The organism is Belnapia sp., from assembly GCF_059504005.1.
Genome location: NZ_JCACHU010000127.1, coordinates 1 through 24,219, shown reverse-complemented (window position 1 = coordinate 24,219; position 24,219 = coordinate 1). Strand labels below are relative to the sequence as shown.

21 protein-coding genes and 1 pseudogene are annotated in these 24,219 nt (G+C 71.1%); 8 read left to right on the top strand and 14 right to left on the bottom strand.

Going from position 1 to position 24,219, the window contains the following annotated elements; translation table 11 throughout:
• Positions 1–134: 134 nt before the first annotated feature.
• Positions 135–383, top strand: coding sequence for a hypothetical protein (locus AC5JJ1_RS16040; RefSeq protein ID WP_495786105.1), 249 nt, complete (start codon positions 135–137; stop codon positions 381–383).
• Positions 384–386: 3 nt separating this feature from the next.
• Here AC5JJ1_RS16040 and cuyB read toward each other — a convergent pair whose 3' ends face one another.
• The 12 genes and pseudogenes from cuyB to ruvX all read right to left on the bottom strand — a co-directional run bounded on the left by cuyB (position 387) and on the right by ruvX (position 14,545).
• Positions 387–1,085 carry a cysteate racemase gene (cuyB, locus tag AC5JJ1_RS16035; RefSeq protein WP_495786104.1) on the bottom strand — a complete coding sequence of 233 codons (699 nt, stop codon included), beginning with the start codon at positions 1,083–1,085 and terminating at the stop codon, positions 387–389.
• Between the two features lie 17 nt (positions 1,086–1,102).
• On the bottom strand, positions 1,103–1,336 hold the full coding sequence (locus tag AC5JJ1_RS16030; protein WP_495786103.1) for a hypothetical protein: 234 nt from the start codon (positions 1,334–1,336) through the stop codon (positions 1,103–1,105).
• Between the two features lie 12 nt (positions 1,337–1,348).
• The gene (locus AC5JJ1_RS16025) at positions 1,349–1,684 is read right to left on the bottom strand and encodes a hypothetical protein (protein ID WP_495786102.1); all 336 of its coding nucleotides are present in this window, start codon (positions 1,682–1,684) and stop codon (positions 1,349–1,351) included.
• Positions 1,685–2,058: 374 nt separating this feature from the next.
• Positions 2,059–3,378, bottom strand: a complete 1,320-nt coding sequence (gene gltA, locus AC5JJ1_RS16020; protein WP_495786101.1) for a citrate synthase — start codon at positions 3,376–3,378, stop codon at positions 2,059–2,061.
• A gap of 157 nt (positions 3,379–3,535) precedes the next feature.
• Positions 3,536–4,981 (bottom strand): S41 family peptidase, encoded by a 1,446-nt coding sequence (locus tag AC5JJ1_RS16015; protein ID WP_495786100.1) that lies wholly within the window; start codon positions 4,979–4,981, stop codon positions 3,536–3,538.
• A gap of 68 nt (positions 4,982–5,049) precedes the next feature.
• Positions 5,050–7,167 carry a ribonuclease R family protein gene (locus tag AC5JJ1_RS16010; protein WP_495786099.1) on the bottom strand — a complete coding sequence of 706 codons (2,118 nt, stop codon included), beginning with the start codon at positions 7,165–7,167 and terminating at the stop codon, positions 5,050–5,052.
• Positions 7,167–9,929, bottom strand: coding sequence for a type I DNA topoisomerase (topA, locus tag AC5JJ1_RS16005; protein WP_495786098.1), 2,763 nt, complete (start codon positions 9,927–9,929; stop codon positions 7,167–7,169). Before topA ends, AC5JJ1_RS16010 begins: the two co-directional genes overlap by 1 nt.
• 62 nt (positions 9,930–9,991) lie before the next feature.
• Positions 9,992–11,090, bottom strand: a pseudogene (dprA, locus tag AC5JJ1_RS16000) (DNA-processing protein DprA).
• Positions 11,091–11,145: 55 nt separating this feature from the next.
• Entirely contained in the window at positions 11,146–11,727 is a 582-nt protein-coding gene (plsY, locus tag AC5JJ1_RS15995) for a glycerol-3-phosphate 1-O-acyltransferase PlsY (RefSeq protein WP_495786097.1), read from the bottom strand.
• A complete protein-coding gene (locus AC5JJ1_RS15990; protein WP_495786096.1) occupies positions 11,724–13,001 on the bottom strand; it encodes a dihydroorotase in 1,278 nt (425 codons plus the stop codon). Before AC5JJ1_RS15990 ends, plsY begins: the two co-directional genes overlap by 4 nt.
• Positions 12,994–13,944 carry an aspartate carbamoyltransferase catalytic subunit gene (locus tag AC5JJ1_RS15985; RefSeq protein WP_495786095.1) on the bottom strand — a complete coding sequence of 317 codons (951 nt, stop codon included), beginning with the start codon at positions 13,942–13,944 and terminating at the stop codon, positions 12,994–12,996. Before AC5JJ1_RS15985 ends, AC5JJ1_RS15990 begins: the two co-directional genes overlap by 8 nt.
• 118 nt (positions 13,945–14,062) lie before the next feature.
• On the bottom strand, positions 14,063–14,545 hold the full coding sequence (ruvX, locus tag AC5JJ1_RS15980) for a Holliday junction resolvase RuvX (RefSeq protein WP_495786094.1): 483 nt from the start codon (positions 14,543–14,545) through the stop codon (positions 14,063–14,065).
• A gap of 44 nt (positions 14,546–14,589) precedes the next feature.
• Here ruvX and gatC point away from each other — a divergent pair, with 44 nt between their 5' ends.
• The 4 genes from gatC to gatB are packed head-to-tail and all read left to right on the top strand — an operon-like array spanning position 14,590 to position 18,173.
• The gene (gatC, locus tag AC5JJ1_RS15975; RefSeq protein ID WP_495786093.1) at positions 14,590–14,877 is read left to right on the top strand and encodes an Asp-tRNA(Asn)/Glu-tRNA(Gln) amidotransferase subunit GatC; all 288 of its coding nucleotides are present in this window, start codon (positions 14,590–14,592) and stop codon (positions 14,875–14,877) included.
• Position 14,878: 1 nt separating this feature from the next.
• Positions 14,879–16,366 carry an Asp-tRNA(Asn)/Glu-tRNA(Gln) amidotransferase subunit GatA gene (gatA, locus tag AC5JJ1_RS15970; RefSeq protein ID WP_495786092.1) on the top strand — a complete coding sequence of 496 codons (1,488 nt, stop codon included), beginning with the start codon at positions 14,879–14,881 and terminating at the stop codon, positions 16,364–16,366.
• Entirely contained in the window at positions 16,363–16,728 is a 366-nt protein-coding gene (locus tag AC5JJ1_RS15965; protein ID WP_495786091.1) for a hypothetical protein, read from the top strand. Before gatA ends, AC5JJ1_RS15965 begins: the two co-directional genes overlap by 4 nt.
• Entirely contained in the window at positions 16,725–18,173 is a 1,449-nt protein-coding gene (gene gatB / locus AC5JJ1_RS15960; protein ID WP_495786090.1) for an Asp-tRNA(Asn)/Glu-tRNA(Gln) amidotransferase subunit GatB, read from the top strand. Before AC5JJ1_RS15965 ends, gatB begins: the two co-directional genes overlap by 4 nt.
• A gap of 67 nt (positions 18,174–18,240) precedes the next feature.
• On the opposite strand, the gene AC5JJ1_RS15955 is transcribed toward gatB, so the two are convergent.
• Positions 18,241–18,510, bottom strand: coding sequence for a TM2 domain-containing protein (locus AC5JJ1_RS15955; RefSeq protein ID WP_495786089.1), 270 nt, complete (start codon positions 18,508–18,510; stop codon positions 18,241–18,243).
• 222 nt (positions 18,511–18,732) lie between these two features.
• On the opposite strand from AC5JJ1_RS15955, the gene AC5JJ1_RS15950 reads away from it, so the two are divergent.
• Positions 18,733–19,362 (top strand): glutathione S-transferase family protein, encoded by a 630-nt coding sequence (locus tag AC5JJ1_RS15950; RefSeq protein WP_495786088.1) that lies wholly within the window; start codon positions 18,733–18,735, stop codon positions 19,360–19,362.
• Between the two features lie 16 nt (positions 19,363–19,378).
• Complete coding sequence (locus AC5JJ1_RS15945) at positions 19,379–20,608, top strand: hypothetical protein (RefSeq protein ID WP_495786087.1); 1,230 nt, start codon at positions 19,379–19,381, stop codon at positions 20,606–20,608.
• 100 nt (positions 20,609–20,708) lie between these two features.
• On the opposite strand, the gene AC5JJ1_RS15940 is transcribed toward AC5JJ1_RS15945, so the two are convergent.
• Positions 20,709–21,947: a metal-dependent hydrolase family protein gene (locus AC5JJ1_RS15940; protein ID WP_495786086.1), complete on the bottom strand. Its 1,239-nt coding sequence runs from the start codon at positions 21,945–21,947 to the stop codon at positions 20,709–20,711.
• A 136-nt stretch (positions 21,948–22,083) separates the two neighbouring features.
• On the opposite strand from AC5JJ1_RS15940, the gene AC5JJ1_RS15935 reads away from it, so the two are divergent.
• Positions 22,084–24,168 (top strand): TonB-dependent receptor, encoded by a 2,085-nt coding sequence (locus AC5JJ1_RS15935; RefSeq protein ID WP_495786085.1) that lies wholly within the window; start codon positions 22,084–22,086, stop codon positions 24,166–24,168.
• Positions 24,169–24,219: the final 51 nt, after the last annotated feature.

Sequence of the window (24,219 nt, the reverse complement as noted above, 5' to 3'; positions counted from 1 at the left end):
AGGCGGGGGATCGAGGATGTCGATCAAACCCGGTGAGGCGCCTGATCAGGCCTTGAAGGATCGGTAATGCATCGCTAGCATGCAATTCTGTTGCGAGTGATTCTCAACTCGCTTGCGACCGAAGGAGTGGGTTGATGGGTCACCTGGCCGTCGAAACCGGCATCATTGGGCGACGCTGCGAGCGTGCGGTGGTCACCGCCTATCGCGAGCTGCGCGAGACGGGCAATGACGACCTCTCGGCCTTCCGTGCCTGCACCACCCTCTACCGGGTTCACCACCCGGAAGCCTCCGTGCAGGAGGCCCGCCGGCTCGTCGCCGAATGGATCGACCACCATGTCGTGCGTGGCGATCTCGGGCCGACCGACGGCTGCGACTGCGACTGATTCTTAATCCGCCCGTGCCCAGGTGATCGAGGCCCGGGCCAGCGCATCGATGCTGTCCGCCACCGGGAAGGGCGGGGCGGGCCCTGCGGCGATGCCGAGCGGGATCTCGGTGCAGCCCAGCACCACCGCCCTGGCCCCCCGCGCCATGAGGCTGCGCGCCGCCTCCGCCAGCGGCGCATAGGCCTCCGCCACGCGGTTCGCCTTCACCAGCGCGATGCCGGGCGTGACCCGCTCCGCCATCTCCGCCGCATCCGGCACCAGGCAGTGCCAGCCCCGCCGCTCCAGCCCTTGCTGGTAGAGCCGCATGGCGAGGGTCGCCGCCGTCCCCATCACCCCAATCGGGCCCTCCGCCACGCCGAGCCGCGCCAGCTCATCCGCCGTCGCCTCGACGATGTGGAGGATGGGCAGGGCGGTCTCGGCCTGCATCGCCGCATGCCAGCCATGGGCGGTGTTGCAGGGGATGGCGATGGCGCCGCATCCGGCCGCCTCCAGCCCGCGGATGCCGCGCAGCAGGGAGGGCAACGGGTCCTCGCCGGTGCCGAGCCGTGCCGCGGTGCGGTCCGGCACGCGCGGGTCGGACCAGAGCACGGCGGGAATGTGCTCCTGGTCGCGCTCCGCCGGGGTGAGGAGGGTGAGGCGCAGCATGAACTGCGCGCTGGCCAGCGGGCCCATGCCGCCGAGGACGCCGAGGATCTTCGTCATCCCCGCAGCATGCCCGATCAGGGCAGCCGCATGAAGTTGGCCGTCGCGCTGGCGCGGGCGATCAGGGCGCGCATGTCGGGGTCCTCATGCCCGCGCTCGGCGGTCAGCGCGTCCATCGGGCAGTGAAATTCGTGCGGTTGCGCCACTTGGTTGCGCGCGAAGCCCTCGTAATGCCGGGTCTTGAGCCCGAAGAGGACGCGGACATCCCGCACCGGCAGGATCAGCGGCTGCGCCGGCTCCGCCTTCAGCATGCGGATGAGGCGTCAGCGCGGCGTCTCGTCATTCGGCTGGGCCGGGCCGCGCAGCCAGTCGAGCGGGCAATAGGCCATGAGCGAGGAGGTGGTCGGCGCGAAGCGGGAGCGCTTGTCGAGCAGGTTCTGCAGCGAGGAGCAGGCCTCGATGCAAAGGAGGTCGACGTAAGGATCGACGGAGTCGGGCGAGAAGTGGAGCCACAGCCCGTCCGGCAGGGTCCGCAGGCGGTTGGAGCCGGGTAGCTTCAGGTAGGGCTGGTTGGTGGCGGCGTGTCGCCGGGGCGGCCACGCAGCCAGGTGCCCGGCTGCTTCGCGCTGGACAGCACGCCCGGGGGGCGCTGCGGCCACTTTTTCAGTTGCGTGCGCACCTGGCGGTCCAGGGAGTGAGGTGGTGCGGAGGTGAAAGCTTCGCTCATCGAATGCATCCCGAGCCGTTCATGCAACCAGAGATGCCTAGTGCGCGTATTAGATTCGAATGCGCAACAACTGTCGGTTGTCGTTCGCTTTCCGTTCATAAGATGGTCACCGAGTGCCACAACTGGACATTTGAAAGTACTTGCAGAAAGTGCAATAAGGACTTGTGAATACTTGCTTCGCGCTCAAGCAGAACAATGTCTCGCTGGCCGAAGCATGTCCAGGCCAAGGGACGGGCCGGCCCCGGGCCGCAAAAAAACCGGCCGGGGCTGCTCCCGGCCGGCTTCGCCCAGCGCGGACTCGAAGGATCAGTCGCGGCGGCTGACCGGCACGTAGTCGCGCGTCCCGGCGCCGCTGTAGATCTGCCGCGGGCGGCCGATGCGCTGCGCCGGATCCTCGATCAGCTCCTTCCACTGGCTCACCCACCCGACGGTGCGGGCGACGGCGAAGAGCACGGTGAACATGTGCGTCGGGATGCCCATCGCCTTCAGGATGATGCCCGAGTAGAAGTCGACATTCGGGTAGAGCTTGCGGGAGACGAAGTAGTCGTCCTCCAGGGCGATCCGCTCCATCTCCATCGCCATGTCGAGCAGCGGCTCGTCCTTGATGCCGAGCTCGGCGAGGACCTCGTGGCAGGTCTCCTTCATGATCTTCGCCCGCGGGTCGAAGTTCTTGTAGACCCGGTGGCCGAAGCCCATGAGCTTGGTGTGGGCGTTCTTGTCCTTCACCTGCCGGATGAACTCGGGGATGTTCTCCGGGCGGCCGATCTCGGCGAGCATCTTCAGCACCGCCTCGTTCGCGCCGCCATGCGCCGGGCCCCAGAGGGCGGCAATGCCGGCGGCGACGCAGGCGAAGGGGTTGGCGCCGGTCGAGCCGGCGAGGCGCACCGTGCTGGTCGAGGCGTTCTGCTCGTGGTCCGCGTGCAGCACCAGGATGCGGTCCATGGCGCGCGACAGGATCGGGTTGTTGACATAGGGCTCCGCCGGCACGGCGTTGAGCATGTAGAGGAAGTTCTCCGCATAGCTCAGGTCGTTGCGCGGATACATGAAGGGCTGGCCGATCGAGTACTTGTAGGCCCAGGCCGCGATGGTCGGCACCTTGGCGATCAGGCGGAAGGCCGCGATCTCGCGCTGGCGCGGGTCGTTGATGTCGAGGTTGTCGTGGTAGAAGGCGGCCAGCGCGCCGACCACGCCGCAGAGGATCGCCATCGGGTGCGCGTCGCGGCGGAAGCCGTCGAAGAAGCGCCGCAGCTGCTCGTGCAGCATGGTGTGGTAGGTAACGTTCTTGCGGAACTCGGCGAGCTGGCTCGCGGAGGGCAGCTCGCCCTCGAGCAGCAGGTAGGCCACCTCGATGAAGTCGGACTGCTCGGCCAGCTGGTCGATCGGGTAGCCGCGATAGAGCAGCACCCCGGCATCGCCGTCGATATAGGTGATCTTGCTTTCGCAGGAGGCGGTCGCGCCGTAGCCGGGGTCGAAGGTGAAGACGCCGAGATCGCCGTAGAGCTTGCGGATGTCGGCCACCGCCGGGCCGAGGGTGCCGGAGAGCAGCGGCAGCGTGGTGCTGCGGTTGGTGCCGTCCAAGGTGACGGTTACGGTCGGCTTGGCCGCCCCGGATGCCGTGCTGCTCATGTCGCCTGTGTCCTCGGATGCTGCGGCCATGCCAGGAAGACGCGGCCGGATGGTGCGGTGCAAGATATCGGGTGGTGTCGCGGCTTGGCAACGCGGCCTGGAACGGGCCGGGAACGCCAGGGTTTCCACGATCGGGCCTGGCTTGGCCTGCCGGCGCTCACCGGGCCAGCGCCGCCTCGTAGGTTGCCGGCTCGGTCAGCAGCGCCCGGGCCATGGCGGCATCGGCGGCCTTGCCCTCGGCCGGCGGGCAGGCCTGCCGCAGCGCCGCGACCTCGCTCGCCGGGACCGGGGCGCGGGCCGCCCGCTCCCGCGCCAGCACCGCCGCCATCGGCGGGTCCTCCTGCCGCAGCCGGGAGAGGCCGGCCGCCGCCGCCTCCTCGCCGAGGCTGGTGCAGAGCGCCGGCAGCACGCCGAGCGCCTGGATCGGCCAGCCGCGCGGCGCCAATACGCGCGACCAGGTCACCAGCAGCTCTCCGCCATTCGGCAGCGGCATGACGATCTGGACGAGCCCCTTGCCCGTGGTGGCGCTGCCGACGACCACGGCCCGGCCCTGATCGGCCAGCGCCGCGGCGACGATCTCCGCCGCCGAGGCGGTGCGGCCATCGACCAGCACGATGACCGGCGCCCCGCCGGTGCGGTCGCCGAGCGTCGCCAGGTAGACCCGCGCCGCATCCGGGTGCCGCCCCGCCGTCTGCGCCACCACCCCACCGGGGAGGAAGGCGCCCGCCACCGCCACCGCCTGGCCGAGCAGCCCGCCGCGGTTGCCGCGGAGGTCGAGCACCACGCCGCGCGGCCGCGTGGCGCGGGCGCCGTCGGACGGGAAGCTCTCGGCCAGCGCCTCCAGCACGTGGCGGTCGGTGGCGCTCGAGAAATTGTCGAGGCGGATCCAGAGGATGTCGTCGCGCCGCTCGGCATGGACGGTCTCCGGTGGCAGCAGGCTGCGCAGCAGCCGGGCGGTGAAGCGCCGCCCGGCACGCTGCAGGCGAAGCACCACCTCGGTTCCGGCCGGGCCTTCCAGCAGGGCGGCGGCGCCGGCCAGGTCCTCGACCGAGACGGTGGCGCCGTCGATCGCCAGCACCCGGTCATTCGGCCGGAGCCCCGCCGAGGCCGCCGGCCCGCCGGGCAGGATGGTCGCCAGCACCACCTCCCGGCCTCGCCCGGCAGCGAGCCGCAGGCCGAGCCCCACCTGGCCGACGCGCCGGCCGCGCGCCGCCTCGGCCTCCTCCGGCGTCAGGTAGCGGCTATAGGGGTCGAGGTGGTTGAACAGCTCCTCGAAGCCGCTGCGCAGTATCCGCTCCGGCCCGGCGCGGCGCAGCAGCGGGGAGTACTGCCAGGCGGCTTCGAACAGCGCGGCGAGGCCGAGGGCGAGGCCGGGCGCGGCGGAATCCGGCGGCGCATTCGGCAGGAGCGGGGGGAGGGGGCGGGCGGCGAGCAGCCGGTCGCCGGCCGTCAGCAGCAGCGTGCCGGAGCGCATCTCCGCCTTGAGCTGGCTGTCCAGCACCTCGAGGCCGCGCAGGGTCCAGAGGCCGAGATCGGCCGGCGCCGCCGCCTCCAGGTGCCGCTCCAGCACCGTGCCGAGCGCGGCGGCGAGCACCGCCTGCATCGGCTCGCGCGGAAAACCCTCCTCCGCCGCCGCACCGCGCCCGACCAGCGTGGCGAGCAGCAGCAGGATCAGCGCCGCCGTGCGCCGCGCGGCCTGGCAGGCACGCCCTGCATGAGATGGAACACCAGCCCGCCGGTGCGCGGCACCGCCTCGGCCAGACGAACCTCGACCGCTTGCCCCAGGGCAAAGCGCAGCCCGGTCCTCTGGCCCGCCAAGGCGTGCCGCGGCAAATCCTGCAACCATCGGTCGTCCGGCAGGGACGCGAAAGGAACAATTCCCGCCGCGCCAGTCGCCTCCAGGGTGACGAACAGGCCGAAGCGTGTCACGCCGGAAATATGGGCGGGAAACACGTCACCGATACGATGTGCCATATAAGCCGCAAGGTAGCGCTCCACCGCGTCGCGCTCGGCGGCGGCAGCGCGGCGCTCGGTGGCGGTGCCGTGGTCGCCGGTCTCGGTGAGGCGGCTGGCCTCCTCCTCGGTCAGGCCGTCGGGGCCGAGGCGGAGGCCGCGGACCAACGCGCGATGGACGGCGAGGTCGGCATAGCGCCGGATCGGGCTGGTGAAATGCGCGTAGCGCGGCAGGGCAAGGCCGAAGTGGCCGATATTGTCCGGCGCATAGGCGGCCTGGGACTGGCCGCGCAGCAGCGTCTCGTTCACCAGCCGCTCCTCTGCCGCGCCCCGGACGCGGTCCAGCACCCGGGCGAGGTCGGCCGGGCGGACGCGGTCGCCGGGCGGCAGGCTGATCTCGAACGTCTCGAGGAAGCGGCGGAGGCCTTCCAGCTTCTCGTCCGAGGGGCGGTCGTGGATGCGGTACAGGCAGGGCTGGCCGAGGCGTTCCAGCTCCTCCGCCGCCGCGACATTGGCGGCGATCATGAATTCCTCGATCAGCCGGTGCGCGGCGAGACGGGCGCGTGGCTCGACCGATAGCACCTGGCCGGATTCGTCGAGCCGCACGCGCCGCTCCGGTAGGTCGAGGTCGAGGGTGCCGCGGCGGTCGCGCGCCGCCTGCAGCGCGGCGTAGGCGCCGAGCAGCGCCTCTCGCGTGCCGGCCGGATCCTCGCCGGCCTCGAAGCCTTCATAGGTGAGGCGCGCGGCGCTCCGCATGATGCCGCGCCCGAAGCGGTGGCCCGTCTTGCTCCCCGCCGCGTCGATGGTGATCTCGGCGAAGAGGCAGCCGCGATCCTCGCCGGGCTTCAGGCTGCACCAGCCATTGGAGAGCGCCTCCGGCAGCATCGGCACGACGCGGTCGGGGAAATAGACGCTATTGCCGCGCAGCCAGGCCTCGCGGTCGAGCGCGCTGCCGGGGCGGACGTAATGCGCGACGTCGGCGATGGCGACGAGCAGGCGCCAGCCGCCCTCGACGGGCTCGGCCCAGACGGCATCGTCGAAGTCCCGCGCATCCTCGCCATCGATGGTGACGAGGGGGATCGGGCGGAGATCTTTCCGCCCATCGGGCTGGACGGCGCAGGCCGCCGCGGCCTCGGCAAGCGCCGCGCCGGGCAGCGCATGCGGGATGCCATGGACATGAATGCAGAGCAGCGAGACCGAGCGCGGCTCGCCCATCCGCCCTAGCCGCTCGATGATGCGCGCCGGGCGGAGGCCCATCGGCCGGCCCGGCAGCGGCTCGGCAAGGACCAGCTCGCCCGGCTCGGCGCCGCCCGCCTCGCCGGGCGGCACCTCCCATTCCGCGCGGTGGCGGCGGTCGACCGGCTTGATCCGGCCCTCCTCGAAGAGGCCGAGCAGGCGGGCCGGGGTGCTGCCGATGCGCTTCACCGTGCTGCCGTCGTAGCGGCCGCGGCCGGCGGGCTTGAGGCGCGCCAGGACCCGCTCGCCGGGGGCCAGGGCCGGCTGGCCCGCGCGCTCGGGGCGCATGTAGACGAGGGGCATGTCGCCCTGCTCCGCCTTCCAGCCGAGCGGCCGGGCCAGCGGGTCTCCATCCCGGTCGGTGCCGAAGACCTCGACCACCGCCATCTCCGGCAGGCGCCCGGGCGCGGCGAGCCCCCGCCGGCCGGCGGGCATGGCGCCGCCCTCCGCCAGCACGTCCCGCAGCAGGGCGCGGAGGGCGGGGCGCTGGTCCGAGGTCAGGCCGAAATGCCGGCTGATCTCGGTCTTGCCGACCTTGCCCGGCGCGGCCTCGATGAAGCGGCGCAGCTCCTCCTTGGAGGGGAGGGGGCGCTCCGCCATCAGGCCTTGGCGGCCGGCTTCCGGGCCGGGGCCTTGCGGGCGGCGGGCTTGGCCTTGGCGGCGGGCTTCTTCGCCGCGGCGACGGCTGGCTTGCGGGACGCGGGCTTGATGGCCGCCTTGCGCGGGGCGGGCTTGGCCGGCGCCGGCTCGGCTCCGTTGGCCCGGGGTGCGGACCTCGCCGGCTTCGCCTTGCCCTTGCCGCCCTTCGCCAGCGGCTTCAGCTCCTTGCCCTTCTCGGCCAGCAGGGCGACGGTCTGCTCGAGCGTGGCATCCTCCATGGCGAGGTTGCGCGGCAGGTTGGCGACCACCTTGCCGTGCTGGGCATAGGGGCCGAAGCGCCCTTTGCGGATCTCGACCGGGGCGCCGTCCTTCGGGTGCTGGCCGACCAGGCGGACCTTGGCCCGGGCCTTCGCCAGCAGCTCCATCGCCCGGTTCATGCCGAGGGCGAGCACGTCGTCGCCCGGCTCGAGCGACTGGAAGATCGAGCCGACCTTGATGTAGGGCCCGAAGCGGCCGAGCCCGGCCTGGATCTCCTCGCCGCTCTCCGGGTCCCGCCCGATGACGCGGGGGAGGGAGAGCAGCTTCAGCGCCCGCTCCAGGTCGAGCGTATCCGGGTCCATGTCGCGGGTCAGGCTGGCGCGGCGGGGCTTGGTCGGCTTGCCCTTGGCATCCGTCCCGCCCTCGCCGAGCTGGACATAGACGCCATAGGGGCCGCGGCGGACCGTCACCTGCTCGCCCGAGGCCGGATCGCTGCCCAGCTCGCGCGGGCCCTCCGTCAGGCCCGTGCTGCCCTCGCCCTCGGCGCCGGGGGCGATCAGCGGGCGGGTGTAGCGGCATTCCGGGTAGTTGGAGCAGCCGATGAAGGCGCCGGTCCGCCCGAGGCGGAGGCCGAGCCGCCCGCCGGCGCAGGCCGGGCAGACGCGCGGGTCGGCGCCGTCGCCGCGCTCGGGGAAGAAATGGGGGCCGAGCTCCTCGTCCAGCGTGTCGATGACGTCGCTGATCTTGAGGTCCTTGGTCGCATCGACGGCCTTGCGGAAATCGTCCCAAAAGGCGCGCATGACGGCGCGCCAGTCGATCTTGCCGCCGGAGATGTCGTCGAGCTGCTCCTCGAGCCCGGCGGTGAAGCCGGTATCGACGTAGCGCTCGAAGAAGCGCACGAGGAAGGTGGTGACGAGACGGCCGCGGTCCTCCGGGATGAAGCGGCGCTTGTCGAGCTTCACGTAGTCGCGGTCCTGCAGGGTCTGCAGGATGGAGGCATAGGTGGAGGGCCGGCCGATGCCGAGCTCCTCCATCTTCTTGACCAGCGAGGCCTCGGAGTAGCGCGGCGGCGGCTGGGTGAAGTGCTGCAAGGCCGCGACCTCGCCGCGCTTCAGCGGGTCCCGCTCGCGCATCGGGGGCAGGGTGCGGCTTTCCTCGTCCTCCTGGGCACCGGTGACGAGGCCTGCGCGGGCATCGGCGGCGCGGTCGTCCTCGTCCTCGCGGTAGAGCTTGAGGAAGCCGTCGAAGGCGATGACGGAGCCCGTCGCGCGCAGCACGGTCTTGCGGTTCGCGTCGGCGATCTCGACCGTGGTCTGGTCGAGCTCGGCCGACTGCATCTGCGAGGCGACGGCGCGCTTCCAGACCAGCTCGTAGAGCTTGCGCTGCCGGTCGTCGAGGAAGCGGGCCACCTTCTCCGGCGTGTTGCGCACATCGGTCGGGCGGATCGCCTCATGCGCCTCCTGAGCGTTCTTCGCCTTGGAGGAGTATTCGCGCGGGGCGGAGGGCAGGTAGTCCGGGCCGAAATCGCCCTTCACATGGTCGCGGATGGCGGCGATCGCCTCGCGGGCCATCTGCACGCCATCGGTCCGCATATAGGTGATGAGGCCGACCGTCTCGCCCTGGATGTCGACGCCCTCGTAGAGCTGCTGGGCGGTGCGCATGGTCTGCTGCGCGCCCATGCCGAGCTTGCGGCTCGCCTCCTGCTGCAGCGTCGAGGTGGTGAAGGGCGGCGGCGGGTTGCGGCGGACGCGGCGCTTCTCGACCGAGACGACCGAGAAGGTGCCGGCCTCGACGGCGGCCTTGGCGCGCATGGCGCTCGCCTCGTCCGGCAGGTCGAACTGGTCGAGCTTCTTGCCGTCGAGATGCGTCAGGCGGGCGGTGAAGGGCGCGCCCTGGGGCGTGGTGAAGCGGCCCTCGATCGTCCAGTACTCGCGCGCCTTGAAGGCCTCGATCTCCGCCTCGCGTTCGCAGATCAGGCGGAGGGCGACGGATTGCACGCGGCCGGCGGAGCGGCTGCCGGGGAGCTTTCGCCAGAGCACGGGGGAGAGGGTGAAGCCGACAAGGTAGTCGAGCGCGCGGCGTGCGAGGTAGGCGTCGATCAGCGGCGTGTCGAGCTCGCGCGGATGGGCGATGGCGTGCTGGATGGCGCGTTTGGTGATCTCGTTGAAGGTGATGCGCCGGACCTCGACGCCCTTCAGCACGCCCTTGCGCGCCAGCATGTCCTTCACGTGCCAGGAGATCGCCTCGCCTTCCCGGTCCGGGTCGGTGGCGAGGAAGAGGCGGCGGGCGCCCTTCAGCGCACGGGCGATCTCGTTGACCTGGCGCTCGCCGCGGTCCTCCGATTCCCAGTCCATGGCGAAGTCCTCGTCGGGACGGACGGAGCCGTCCTTCGGGGGCAGGTCGCGCACATGGCCGAAGCTGGCGAGGACCTTGTAGTCCCCGCCGAGGTACTTGTTGATGGTCTTGGCCTTGGCGGGCGATTCGACAACGACGACGTCCGTCATGGACTCCAGTCCCCCTGGCCTTCGCGGCCGGGTGCATAGGTTCCGGTCCGGGAACCCTTCCGTCAGGCCTGGCCGGTGAGCGCCACGCGGTTGCCCGGGAGCATCTCTACCTGCCCGGCCAGTTCGAATTCGAGAAGGATCGTCTGGACCGCGGAGGGCGAGAGGTGGCAGCGCCGCACCACCTCGTCAACCGCTATGGGGGTGGCCCCAAGCAATTCAAACACTTGGCCCGCCTCGCCGGGTGGCGGGGCTGGGGCGGGCGGGGCTTCGCGTTCGGGTCGGGCGCTGAAGAGGGGCTGGTCGTGCGGCACCTCGGGCAGGTTCGGCAGGATGTCCTCGGCCGACTCGGCGAGATGGGCGCCTTGGCGGATCAGGTCGTTGGAGCCGCGGCAGCGCAGGTCGAGCGGGTTGCCGGGGACGGCGAAGAGCTCCCGGCCCAGCTCGAGGCCGAGCCGCGCGGTGATCAGGCTGCCGGAGCGTTGCACCGCCTCCACCACGACGACGCCCATGGCGAGCGCGGCGACGATGCGGTTCCGGCGGGGGAAGTGCTGGGCGTGCGGCGCGGTGCCGAGCGGCGCCTCGGCGAGCACGGCGCCACCCTCGGCGGCGATGCGGGCCTGGAGCGCCGCATGCTCGGCAGGGTAGGGACGGTCGAGTCCGGTGGCGACGACGGCGACCGTCCGGCCTTCCCGCATTGCGCCGAGATGCGCCGCGGCATCGATCCCACGCGCCATGCCGGAGACGATGACGAGGCCGGCCCTGGCCAGGTCGGCCGCAAAGGGTATCGGCCAGGCGGCGGCCGGCGGTGGAGGCGTTGCGGGCGCCGACGATGGCCACAGCGCGCGGGGCGAGCACGGCTGGGTCGCCGAGAAGGGCGATGGCCGGCGGCGGGTCGTAGAGCGTCTCCAGCAGCGGCGGATAGCCGGGCAGGCCGAGGCAGAGGAATTGCCCGCCCAGCCTGGCAAGGGCGGCCATCTCTCGCTCCGCGAGGCTCGGCGCCGGCGGGAGGAGGCGGCCCTTGCTGAAGTCCGGCAAGGCGTCGAGTGCCGCCCGGGCGGTGCCGAAGCGCTGCAGCAGCTTCTGGAAGATCTGCGGCCCAAGCCCTTCGGTGCGGGCCAGGCGAAGGCGGTCGAGCGTGTCGGCGGTCATCGGCGCAGCCATGGTTCACCGGGCAGGAACCATGGCCCCCCGCCGAAGTCCAGCGTTTCGTTCCGGATTATTTATGACCGATGCGCGGCTCGGTGCCGGCCAGCAGGCGCTCGATGTTCGACCTGTGCCGGAAGGCGACCAGCAGGGCGATGCCGGCGCTGAACACGGCCAGGTCGTACCGCCCTGCCACCAGCGCCAGCACCGGCGCCGCGACGCAGGCCGCCAGCGCGCTCACCGAGGAGATGCGGGTGGCGAAGGCCGTCGCCAGCCAGACCAGCGCCGCGCCGAGGCCGAGCCACCAGGCGGCGACCAGCAGCACGCCGCCCCCCGTCGCCACGCTCTTTCCGCCCTTGAAGCCGAGCCAGACCGGGAAGGCATGGCCAAGCACGGCGCCGAAGCCGGCCGCCAGCCCTGCCTGTTCGCCCCAGAGGCTGCCCGCCAGCCAGAGTGCGAGCGCTCCCTTGACGATATCGAGCACCATCGTCGCGGCGGCGAGCGGCTTGTTCCCCGTCCGCAGCACATTGGTCGCGCCAATGCTGCCGGAGCCGATGGCGCGGATGTCGCCGAGCCCGGCGGTGCGGGTCAGCACCAGCCCCCAGGGGACGGAGCCCAGCAGGTAGCCGAGCAGCAAGGCCAGCAGCAGGCTCATGCGCCGAAGACCCTCCGGCCGAATTTCCAGGTGCCGATGACGCGGCCCTCCAGGGCCCGTCCGTCGAAGGGCGAGTTCTGCGCCTTACCGGGGAGAGCGCCTGCCTTCACCTGCCAGCCGCGATCGAGCTCGAAGAGAACGAGGTCGGCCGCCGCCGCCTTGGCGAGCCGCCCGATCGGCAGGTCGAGGAGCGCCGCCGGCCGCGCCGTCAGCAGGCCGAGGGCCTGGAGCAGCGGCAGGTCCCCGCCATGGACGCGGGCGAGGGTGACGCCGAGCAGCGTCGCCAGCCCCGCCCCGCCCGCCTCGGCCTGGGCGAAGGGCAAGCGCTTGTCGTCGGCATCGTGCGGCTGGTGGTCGGAGGCGATGGCGTCGATCGTGCCGTCCTGCAGCGCCGCGACCACCGCCAGCCGGTCCGCCTCCGGCCTGAGCGGCGGGGAGAGCTTGGCATAGGTCCGGTAGTCGCCGATCGCCGTCTCGTTCAGGTCGAAATAGGGCGGCGCGGTGTCGCAGGTCACCGCCAGCCCCTCCGCCTTCGCCGCGCGGATGAGGTCGAGCGCCGCGCCGGTGCTGATATGGGCGAAATGCACATGGCCGCCGGTCAGCCGGGCGAGGGCGATGTCGCGCTGGACCAGTATCGCCTCCGCCGCGGCGGGAATGCCGGGCAGGCCGAGGCGGGTCGCCAGCTCGCCCTCGGTCGCGGCGCCGCCGGCGGCGAGGCCCGGCTCCTCCGGGTGCTGGACGACCATGCGGCCGAAGGCGCGGGCATAGGAGAGAGCGAGGCGCATGGTCCGGGCATGGCCGATCGCCCGCCTGCCATCGGTGAAGGCGACGGCGCCTGCCTCCAGCAGCAGGCCGTATTCTGCGATCTCCTTTCCGTCGCAATGCTTGGTCGCGGCGGCATAGGGGAGGAGGGTGATGCAGCCCGTCGCCTCGCCACGGCGAAGGACGAATTGCACCAGGGCAGGGTCGTCCAGCGCCGGGTCGGTATCGGGCAGGGCGCAGAGCGTCGTGATGCCGCCCGCGACGGCGGCCGCGGCGGCGGAGGCGATGGTCTCGCGGTGCTCGGCGCCGGGCTCGCCGATGGCGGCGCGGAGGTCGACCAGGCCCGGGGCGAGGCAGGCGCCTTCGGCAGCGATCACCTCGGCGCCCTCGGGGCGGGCGAGGTTGGGGCCGTGGTCGAGAATCAGCCCGCCGCGGATGAGCAGGTCGCCCGGCGCGTCGAGGCCGGAGACGGGGTCGAGCAGGCGGGCGCCGGCGATCAGCGTGTCACGCATTGCGGCGAAGGTCCCGCGCCAGTACGTCGAGCACCGCCATGCGGCAGGCGACGCCCATTTCCACCTGCTCGCCGATGACGCTGCGCTCCGGGTCGTCGGCGATGGCGCTGTCGATCTCGATGCCGCGGTTCATCGGGCCGGGATGCATGACGATGGCATCGGGCCTGGCCCAGCCGAGCTTCTCCCGGTCGAGGCCGAAGAAGCGGAAGAACTCGCGGGAGGAGGGGACGAGGCCGCACGTCATCCGCTCCTTCTGCAACCGCAGCATCATGACGACATCGGCGCCGGCGAGGCCGGCCTTCATGTCGTGGAAGACCTCGACGCCGAGCCGCCTGGCCTCCGACGGGATCAGGGTCGGCGGGCCGACGACGCGGACGCGGGCATTCATCGCCGTCAGCAGGTGGATGTTGGAGCGGGCGACGCGGCTATGCAGTACGTCGCCGCAGATGGCGACCACCAGCCCCTCGAGCCGGCCCTTGCGGCGGCGGATGGTCAGCGCGTCGAGCAACGCCTGGGTCGGGTGCTCATGGGTGCCGTCCCCCGCATTGATGACGCTGGCCGAGACCTTCTGCGACAGCAAGGCCGGGGCGCCGGACTGGGCATGGCGGACCACCAAGAGGTCGCAATGCATGGCGTTCAGCGTGGTCGCCGTGTCGATTAGCGTCTCGCCCTTGTTCACCGAGGAGTTGGAGACGGACATGTTGATGACATCGGCCCCGAGCCGCTTGCCCGCGAGCTCGAAGCTGGTCCGCGTCCGGGTGCTGTCTTCAAAGAAGAGGTTGATCAGGGTCCGGCCCCGCAGCAGGTCCCGCTGGGTCTTCCCCTGGCGGTTGAGGAGGGCGTAACTCTCGGCCAGGTCGAGCAGGGCGCCGATATGCGGCGGCTCCAGCCCCTCGATGGCGAGGAGATGGCCATCGGGCAGGATGGGGAAGGAGAAGGACATCCAGGATTCGCCACTTTCAGGTCGGCGGGACACTAGCCCGCGATCGCCCTGAGTGAAATCGCTCAGGGCGTGAATCGCCGGCTCGAAAGAAGCCGGTCCGGCGTCGGCCTGGCAAGGGTCAGGCCGACGCCGGACCCGCGGCGGGGCGGCTGGCGTCCAAGGCTGCCTGGAGCATATAGGCCGCCGCCGCGGCATCGACCGCCGCCGCACGCTTGGCGCGGCTGAGGTCGGCCTCGACCATCATCCGGTTCACGGCAGCGCTGGACAGCCGCTCGTCCCACATGGCGACCGGCAGGCCGACCGCGGCGGCGATGGCCGTGGCCCAGTCCTTCGCCGCCTGCGCGGCCGGGCCGAAGCTGCCATCCATGGAAAGGGGCAGGCCGGCGACCAACCCGCCCACGGCCTCCTTAGCAACGATCGCCCGCAGCTCCGCCGCATTGGCCGCCAGCTTCGCCCGCTTCAGGCTGCCATAGGGGCTGGCCAGCAGCAGCGAGGCATCGGACAGGGCAAGGCCGATCAGCTTGCTCCCCGGGTCGAGCCCCAGCAGGCGATGTCCCCGGGGAAGGGCCGAACGGAGGTCGGTCAGGTTGAAGAGCGCCATGCGGAGCCTTATAGCCGCCTCTCTCGTGCAGACTGGAATGGCCCATGTCCCTCGATCTCGCGACGGTCCGCCGCATCGCCGCCCTGGCCCGCATCCGGCTGGAGGAGGGCGAGCTCGCCCAGGCCCAGGTGGAGCTGAACGGCATCCTCGGCTGGATCGAGCAATTGCAGGCGGTGAATACCGAGGGGGTTGAGCCGATGGCCGGCGGCGGCGCCGTGGCCCTCCGCCCGCGCCCCGATGCGGTGACCGATGGCGGCATCGCGGACAAGATCCTCGCCAATGCGCCCGACCGTCAGGGCGAGTATTTCGGCGTCCCGAAGGTGGTGGAATAAGATGCACCCAACCGACTTCACCCTGCGCGGCGCCATCGAGGCGCTGAACGAGGGCATCATCAGCTCGGTCGAGCTGACGAGTGCGCATCTCGACGCCATCGCGGCGCTGAACCCGCGCCTCAACGCCTACATCACCGTGACCGGCGAGCGGGCGCTGGAGCAGGCCCGCGCCAGCGATGCGCGCCGGAAGGAGGGCATCGCCGGCCCGCTCGAGGGCGTGCCGCTCGCCATCAAGGACCTGTTCTGCACGGCGGGGACGCTGACGACGGCGGGCAGCCGCATCCTCGGCAACTTCATCCCGCCCTATGAGAGCACCGTCTCCGCCAACCTGTTGCGGGACGGCGCGGTCTTCCTCGGCAAGGCCAATCTTGACGAGTTCGCCATGGGCTCCTCGAACACAACCAGCGCCTTCGGCCCGGTGGAGAACCCCTGGTCGCGCGCCAATGACCCGGATACCCGGCTGGTGCCCGGCGGCTCCTCCGGCGGCTCGGCGGCGGCCGTTGCGGCGCGGCTGGCGTTGGGCGCGACGGCGACGGATACCGGAGGGTCAATCCGCCAGCCGGCGGCCCTTTGCGGGGTCGCCGGCATGAAGCCGACCTACGGACGGTGCAGCCGCTTCGGCATCGTCGCCTTCGCCTCCTCGCTCGACCAGGCGGGGCCGCTGGCCCGCACCGTCGAGGATTGCGCCATCCTGCTGCGCTCCATGGCCGGCCACGATCCGAAGGACAGCACCAGCGCCGATATCCCCGTCCCTGATTTCGCCGCCGCCTGTGCCCGCGGGGTGAAAGGATTGCGGATCGGCGTGCCGAAGGAGTACCGGCTGGACGGCATGCCGGCCGAGATCGAGGCGCTCTGGCAGCAGGGCCTTGACTGGCTGCGCGCGGAAGGGGCGGAGACGGTCGATATCAGCCTGCCGCACACCCGGTATGCGCTGCCGACCTACTACATCGTCGCGCCGGCGGAGGCCTCCTCCAACCTCGCCCGCTATGACGGCGTGCGCTTCGGGCTGCGCGCCGCGGAGTCGGGCGGCGACCTGCGCGACCTCTACGAGCGGACGCGGGCCGAGGGCTTCGGCGCCGAGGTGCGCCGGCGCATCCTGATCGGCACCTATGTGCTGAGCGCCGGCTACTACGACGCCTACTACCTGAAGGCGCAGAAGATCCGTGCCCTCATCAAGCGCGACTTCGACGAGGCCTTCGGCAAAGTGGACGCCATCGTCACGCCGGCGACGCCCTCGGCCGCCTTCGGCATGGACGAGAAGCAGGACGACCCGGTGAAGATGTACCTCAACGACGTCTTCACCGTGACAGCGAACCTCGCCGGCCTGCCGGGGATCGCGGTGCCGGCCGGGCTCGACGCCCACGGACTGCCGCTCGGCCTGCAGGTGATCGGCAAGCCCTTCGACGAGGAGACGGTTTTCGCCGTCGGCGCGGCGATCGAGCAGGCGGCGAATTTCACCGCCCTGCCGCGGCTGAGGGCCGGCACATGAGCGGCGAGCTCGACATGGAGCGGAGCCTGGCCGCGATCCATGCGGCGGCGGCAGGCCGTCGCTATCTCAGCTATGGCGCGGTAGCTGCGGCAAGCGGGCTGCCCTGGTCCGCGGCCCGGCGGCGGATGGACCCGCATCTTTACGGGCTGTGCCGCATGGCCATGGAGCGCGGCTGGCCGCTGCTCTCCGCCATCGTCGTCGACCAGCCGAGCGTCCCGCATGGCGCGATGCGCGGCCGGCCGCTGATCGGCTTCGCCCGCGCCGCCGAGCGCTGCGGCCGCATCGTCGGCCCGGATGCCGCCGGCTTCCTGGCGGAGGAACAGGAACGCGTCTTCGCCTGGGCAGAGGAGACAAGCCCATGACCTACATGATCGAAGGCCGCACCGGCCCTTGGGAAGTCGTCATCGGACTCGAGGTCCATGCCCAGGTGACCTCGCAGGCCAAGCTGTTCAGCGGCGCGGCGACCGAGTTCGGCGCCGCGCCGAACAGCCAGGTCTCCTTCGTCGATGCCGGCTTCCCCGGCATGCTCCCGGTGATCAACAAGGAATGCGTGGCGCAGGCCGTGCGCACCGGGCTCGGGCTGAAGGCGGAGATCCATCTCTGGTCGCGCTTCGACCGGAAGAACTACTTCTATGCCGACCTGCCGCAGGGCTACCAGATCAGCCAGTTCGCCCACCCGATCGTCGGCACGGGCACGGTCGAGATCACGCTCGCCGATGGCAGCACCAAGCAGATCGGCATCACCCGCCTGCATCTCGAGCAGGATGCCGGCAAGTCGCTGCACGACCAGCACCCGTCGAAGAGCTTCATCGACCTCAACCGCTCCGGCGTCGCGCTGATGGAGATCGTCTCCGAGCCCGACATGCGCTCGCCGGAGGAGGCGGGGGCCTATCTGACGAAGCTGCGCCAGATCGTGCGCTACCTCGGCACCTGCGACGGCAACATGGACGAGGGCTCGATGCGGGCCGACGTCAATGTCTCCGTCCGCAAGGCGGGGGAGGGGTTCCGCACCCGCTGCGAGGTCAAGAACGTTAACTCCATCCGCTTCGTCATGCAGGCGGTGGAGGCCGAGGCGCGCCGTCAGATCGAGGTCTGGGAGGAGGGCGGCGCGGTCGAGCAGGAGACGCGGCTGTTCGATACCGGCCGCGGGGTGACGCGCTCCATGCGCTCCAAGGAGGATGCGCATGACTACCGGTACTTCCCTGACCCCGACCTGCCGCCCCTCGTGCTCGAGGCCGATTGGGTCGAGAGCCTGAAGGCCTCGCTGCCCGAGCTGCCGGATGAGCGCCGCGCGCGCTACGTCGCCATGGGCCTCTCGCCCTATGACGCGCATGTCCTGACGCTGGAGCGCGAGACGGCCGGCTTCTTCGAGGCGGTGGCCAAGGGGCGCGACGCCAAGACGGTCGCCAACTGGGTCACCGGCGACTTCTTCGCCGCGCTCAACCGCACCGGCCTCGGCGTCGAGGAGAGCCCGGTCGACGCCGCGGCGCTTGGCGAGCTGCTGGACCTGATCGCCGACCGGACCATCAACGGCAAGATCGCCAAGGACGTGCTGGCCATCATGTTCGAGACCGGCGAGCGGCCGGGCGCCATCGTCGATGCGCGGGGCCTCCGCCAGGTGGTCGATACCGGCGCCATCGAGGCCGCGATCGATCAGGTGATGGCCGCCAATGCCGACAAGGTCGCCGAGTACCGCAGTGGGAAGGAGAAGCTGTTCGGCTTCTTCGTCGGCCAGGTGATGAAAGCGATGCAGGGCAAGGGCAACCCGGCCCTCGTCAACGAGGTGCTGAAGCAGAAGCTGGCCTGAGGAGGGGCGCGACCTTCCTCAACCCTCGGTTGTGCAGCGCCCTTGGGGGAAGGGGCGCCGGCCTCCGTCAGGGTGCCGCGGCCACTGCCGTGTTGAGCTCCTTCGCCATGCCGGGGATGAGGATGGCATCCGCCAGCGCCCAGGTGCCGGTGGCGACGAAGCCGAGCAGGCCGAGGCCGCTCCAGATCAGCGGCACGGACAGCACGGTGATGGCGGCCATGCCCGCGGCCGAGAGCGTGCGCCCCAGATAGAAGCGGTGCAGGCCGAACAGGCCGAAGGCGGCCCAGATCAGGTAGGCAAGCGTCACCGACTTTCGGCGCGCGGCCGGAAGCGACATTCCCAGCATGAAACTCATCCCCCAAAACGCCGTGCCGCCACCATGTCCCCTGGCCGGCACTGCACGCACAGGTTGCGTCATCGCAGCGACTTTGGGAAGCATCTCCAATGTTTCGCACGCGGGTTCGTGGCCATGGGTGGCTCCGCTGCCACAGTGCGCCGCGCTCGCCAGCCCCTGCGGCCTCGGCTAGGCTCCATCCGACGCATTCGGGACGGGGACCCCATGATCGAGCTGCATACATGGAACACGCCGAACGGCCGGAAGATCAGCGTGGCGTTGGAGGAGATGGGCCTCCCCTACACGGTGAAGACCGTCAACATCACCAAGGGCGAGCAGTTCGCCCCCGGCTTCCTTGCCTTCAGCCCGAACAACCGCATCCCCGCCATCATCGATTCGGAGGGGCCGGGCGGCCAGCCGATCACCGTCTTCGAGAGCGGCGCCATCCTCCTCTACCTTGCCGAGAAGACGGGCCGGTTCCTGCCGCGCGAGCTGCGCGACCGGGTGCCGGTGCTCGAGTGGCTGATGTGGCAGATGGGCGGCTTCGGCCCCATGCCCGGCCAGGTCCACCATTTCCTCATGCAGCAGGACGGGCCGGCCAAGGACTACGGCCTCAACCGCTACCATACGGAGACGAAGCGGCTCTACGGGGTGCTCGACCGGCGCCTGGCAGGGCGCGACTACGTGGCGACCGAGGCCGAGCCGAGCATCGCCGATTTCGCCATCCTCGGCTGGGCCTGGCGGCATGAGCGGCACCAGGTGCCCTTCGACGACCTGCCCCATGTCGGCGCCTGGTACGCGCGGATGATGGCGCGCCCGGCAACGGCCAAGGGCTTCGAGGTCCATCTCGGCTGACGCTGCCGCAACCCGGATGCGCCTCCGCCTGCTGGCCTTCGCCCTGCTGCCCGGCCTCGCCGCCTGCTCGCTCGGCGGGAGCATCGCCGAGAACAGCATAGCCTATAACGGCACCCTGCAGGCGGCGACGGACACGCTGCTGGTGGTTAACGTGCTCCGCGCCAGGGACCAGGCGCCGCTGCACTTCTCGACGATCGGCGCCATCCACGGCGCCTTCACCCTCTCCGCCGGCTTCGGCTACGACCTCAGCCAGACAACTGGCCTGGCCCAGCCGGCGCTGCTGGCCTCGACCAACCCAAGCTTCGACATCGGGCCGCTCGACCGGCAGGAATTCGCCCGCGGCCTGCTCCGCCCGATCGACCCGGTGCTGCTCCGCCTGCTCTCCGACCAAGGCCTGCCGGACCAGGTGCTGCTCTACCTCCTGGTCTCCAAATTCGACGAGGGGCCGGGCGGCCGGATCATCGAGAACAACCCTGCCCGCCGCCAGGCGCTCGACCCTGGGGCGGAGGCCGCCTGCGCCGCGGCCGGCCTGGAGGCGAGGCCCCCATGCGACCCCTTCCAGGCCATCGTCGACCGGCTGACGCGCTTCGGGCGCCTCCGCTTCAACGGCTACACGCGGCTGATCCCGCTCGGCCCGCCGCTCAGCCGGGCGGAGGCGACGGCGCCGGACCGGCTGGCCATGCTGAAGGAGGCCGGCATCAGCCTGCGCCGGGCCGGGGAGGGGTGGCAGCTCTATCGCGCGGTGAACCAGCTGGTGATCTGCGTGCCCGGCAGCCCCGGCTCCTCGCCGCCCTTCACCGCGCTTGCCCTCGACAACGAGCCGCCGCAGATCTCGCCGATCACCCAGGAGGGCGACCCCTGCAATGCCGACGAGGTGGCGGACCACGCCATCCCTGCCGGCCGCGCCGCGGCGCAGGGCCTCGCCTGGTACCTGCGGTCGGTCAGCGAGATCCTGAACTATCTCGGCGCCGTGCAACGCAGGGAGGAGGAAGGCGTCGCCTATCGCATCTCCGTCCCGCTGCCGGGCGGCCAGCAGGCAAGGCCGCGGCTCTTCCATCTCTGGCAGCAGCCGCCGGCCCGGCCGCGGCTCGCGGTCGATTACGGCGGCGCGCGCTGGTATGTCGCGCAGCAGGAGGAGGCGGAGGACCAGACGCTGCGCGTCCTGGCGCTAACGACCCAGCTGCTCAACCTGCAGAAATCGGCGGGGGAGATTCCCTCCTCCGGGACGTTGCGCCTCGTGCGCTAGCGCGGTTCCCGTCCGCCACGGCTCACGGCCCCCGCTCTAGCCTGTTGTCCGGTCGAGCAACCACCTCCCATCGGGTGCTTCCACCTGATCGAAGCTTGCCCTAGGCGCCAAGCCGGTCGATCATCGCCGCGCCGCCCTTCATGACGAAGGGGATGCGCTCGCCCTGGCCGGTGAGCACGCCGATATCGGCGATGGGGTCGCCGTCAACGAGGATGAGGTCGGCCAGCGCCCCGGGCGCCACCACGCCGAGCGCGCCCTCCTGGTTCAGCAGTGCCGCCGCCACGCTGGTCGCGCTGCGCAGCACCTCCGCCGCCGGCAGCACCTGGCGGCGGATGACGAATTCATCCGATTGCCGCCGGTGCATCGCCCCGAGCAGGTCCGTCCCCAGTGCCATCCGCACCCCGGCCCGCGCCAGGATCTCGAGGCTGCCGAGCCCGGCATCCTTCACGCTGGCGAGCTTCGCCATGCTCTCGGGCGGCAGGCCGAGCGCCGGCCCCTCCTCCTCCAGCGCGTCATAGGTGACGAGGGTCGGCACGGCGAAGGCGCCGCGCTCCGCCATGAAGCCCGCCGTCTCGGCGTCGATGAGGTTGGCATGCTCGATCGAGCGCACACCGAGCCGCACCGCGCGGTGGATGCTCTCCGGCGTATAGGCATGGGCGAGCACGTAGCGCCGCCAGGCCTTCGCCTCCCAGACGGCGCAGGCGATCTCCTCGTCGCTGTACTGTAGGGCGTAGATCGGGTCGGAGGGCGAGGCGACGCCGCCGCTCGCCATGATCTTGATGGCATGCGCCCCGCGCTTCAGCTCGCCGCGCACGGCCTTGCGCACCTCGTCGACGCCATCGGCGATGACGCCGAGCGCCATGGCTGGCGCGCAGCAGCCGCAGAACTGGTCGAGCATGGTGTTGGGCCGCATGTCGCCATGCCCGCCCGTCGGCGAGAGCGCCCGCCCGGGATAGAAGAGCCGGGGCCCCGCGATCAGCCCCGTCTCGCAGGCGATGGCGAGGCCCCAATCGGCGCCCCCCGCATCGCGGATGGTGGTAAAGCCGCGCTGCAGCGACTGCCGCAGCCGGTCCGCCGCCTGGAGCGCCTGCAGGCTGTGCGGCAGCCGCTCGAGCCGGGCGAGGTCGGCCTCGCTGCCATAGGCGTGCACATGCGCGTCGATCAGCCCCGGCATCAGCGTCCGCCCGCCGCAATCGACGAGGCGCGCCGTGGCGGAGGTGATCGGCCGGTCGGCGAGCTCCTTCATCCGCCCACCCTCGACCAGCAGCTCCATCCCCTCGGCGAGCTGGTCGGAGAGGCCATCGAAGAGCCGGAAGTTGCGGAAGAGCGTGCCGGTCATGAAGAGCCTCGTCGGTCTGCCCCGCCAGCATCGCGCATTGCGGCGGCTTGCGCCATCCGCTGGGCTCGTTCAGGGTAAACCACTGAAAATAAACATTAAACACATGAAGATATCAATAGCCGTGGATGATGCAGAGATGAACACCTATCGAATTGTCGCCATCGCATTCTTCCTCGCGGCGGCTGCGGCGCGGGCGGAGGAGCAGGTGTTCGAGTTGCCCGACCTCGTCGTGCAGTCGCGGCGCCTCGATATCGCGCGCAACGCCATCGCGCCGAGCCTCGGCGCCAGCCGCTACGAGATCGACCGCGAGGCCATCCAGCAGCTTCCCCAGGGCGAGAATGCCCGCCTCACCGACGTGCTGCTCCAGGCGCCGGGCGTGGTGCAGGAGGCCTTCGGCGACCTGCATGTCCGCGGCGACCACCGCAACCTGCAATACCGCGTCAACGGCGTGCTGCTGCCGGAGGCGATCAGCGGCTTCAGCCAGCTCTTCGACGCGCGGGCGCTGCGCAGCGTCTCCCTCATCACCGGCGCGCTGCCGGCGCAGTTCGGCTACCGCACGGCGGGCATCGTCGACATGCAGCTCCGCTCCGGGCTCGAGGATCCGGGCGGCAGCATCGGCATCTATGGCGGCAGCTTCGGCACCATCCAGCCGGGGGCGAGCTATGGCGGCAGGGCAGGGCCGGTCGAGTATTTCGGTTCCATCTCCGGCCTGCGCAGCGACCGGGGCTTCGAGAACCCGACGCCGGGGCCGGACGCCATCCACAACCGCACGGAGCAGATCCGCGGCCTCATCCATGCGGCCGTGCCGGTCGGCGACCGCAGCCGCATCTCGCTGATCGCCGGCAGCATGCTCTCGACCTACCAGGTGCCGAACACGCCGGGGCTGCAACCGGGCTTCACCGCCTATGGCCGCTCGGCCTTCGACAGCGCCGACCTCCGCGCGCGGCAGGTGCAGCGCAACAGCTTCGCCATCCTCGCCGGGCAGCACAGCGTCGGCGCGGTGGACCTCCAGCTCTCTGGCTTCGTCCGCAACTCCTCCATCCGCTACCGGCCGGACGGGCTCGGCGACCTGCTCTTCGACGGCGCGGCGAGCACGGTGGGACGGGAGAATCTCTCCTACGGCACCCAGGGCGATGCCGCCTGGCGCCTCCATCCCGAGCACACGCTGCGCGCCGGCTTCTTCCTGTCCCAGGACACGACGCGGAGCGTGACCGACAGCACGCTGCTGCCGCTCGACGCCTTCGGCCAGGCCTTCGACGCGCCCTTCAACCTGCGCGAGTCGGGCCGGGTGCGCCAGACGCTCTTCGGGGTCTACCTCCAGGACGAGTGGCGGATCACCGAGCGCCTCACCCTCAATGCCGGCGGCCGCTTTGATACTGTCTCCGGCATCGTCGAGGCCTCGCAGTTCAGCCCGCGCGCCAACCTGGTCTGGACGCCAGACGACGCGACGACCGTCGCCTTCGGCTATGCCCGCTACTTCACCCCGCCACCGGCCGAGCTGGTCGGGGTGATCGACATCGCCCGCTACCGCGGCACCACCCTGCAGCCGGCGACGCAGCAGGCCGACCCGGTGCAGCCGGAGCGGGCGCACTACCTCAATCTCGGCATCCGCCGGCGGGTGACGGAGAGCCTGACCCTCGGCATCGAGGCCTATGGCCGCTCGGTCGAGGACATGCAGGACCTCGGGCAGTTCGGCCGCGCCTATGTCTTCTCGCCTTACAACTACCGGCGCGGCCGGGTCTACGGCACGGAGCTGACGGCGGACTGGCGGCAGGGGCCCTGGCGGGTCTACGGCAACCTCTCCGTCTCCCGCTCGGAGGGGAGGGGGCTGGTCTCCAACCAGTATTTCTGGTCGCCGGCCGAGCTTGCCCAGATCCGCCGCAAATGGGTCCGCACTGACCACGACCAGCTCCTCACCGGCTCGGCCGGTGCCGCCTACGAGGCCTGGGAGGGCGGCACCCTCTCCACCTCCGTGGTCTATGGCAGCGGCCTGCGGAGGGGCTTCGCCAACAGCGAGGTGGGGACGCCCTATCTCACGGTGAATCTCGGCATCTCGCAGCGCCTGACCCTGCCGAATGGCGGCGCCTGGACGCTGCGCTTCGACGTGCTCAATCTCTTCGACCGCGCCTATCAACTGCGCGACGGGACGGGCATCGGCGTCGGGGCGCCGCAATACGGGATGCGGCGGGGGTTTTTTGCGGGAATCTCCCGGGCGATCTAGCAGCCTGTCGGATTTGGGTTTGCCGGTGGTTTGTTGGGTGGCGAGAGGGTC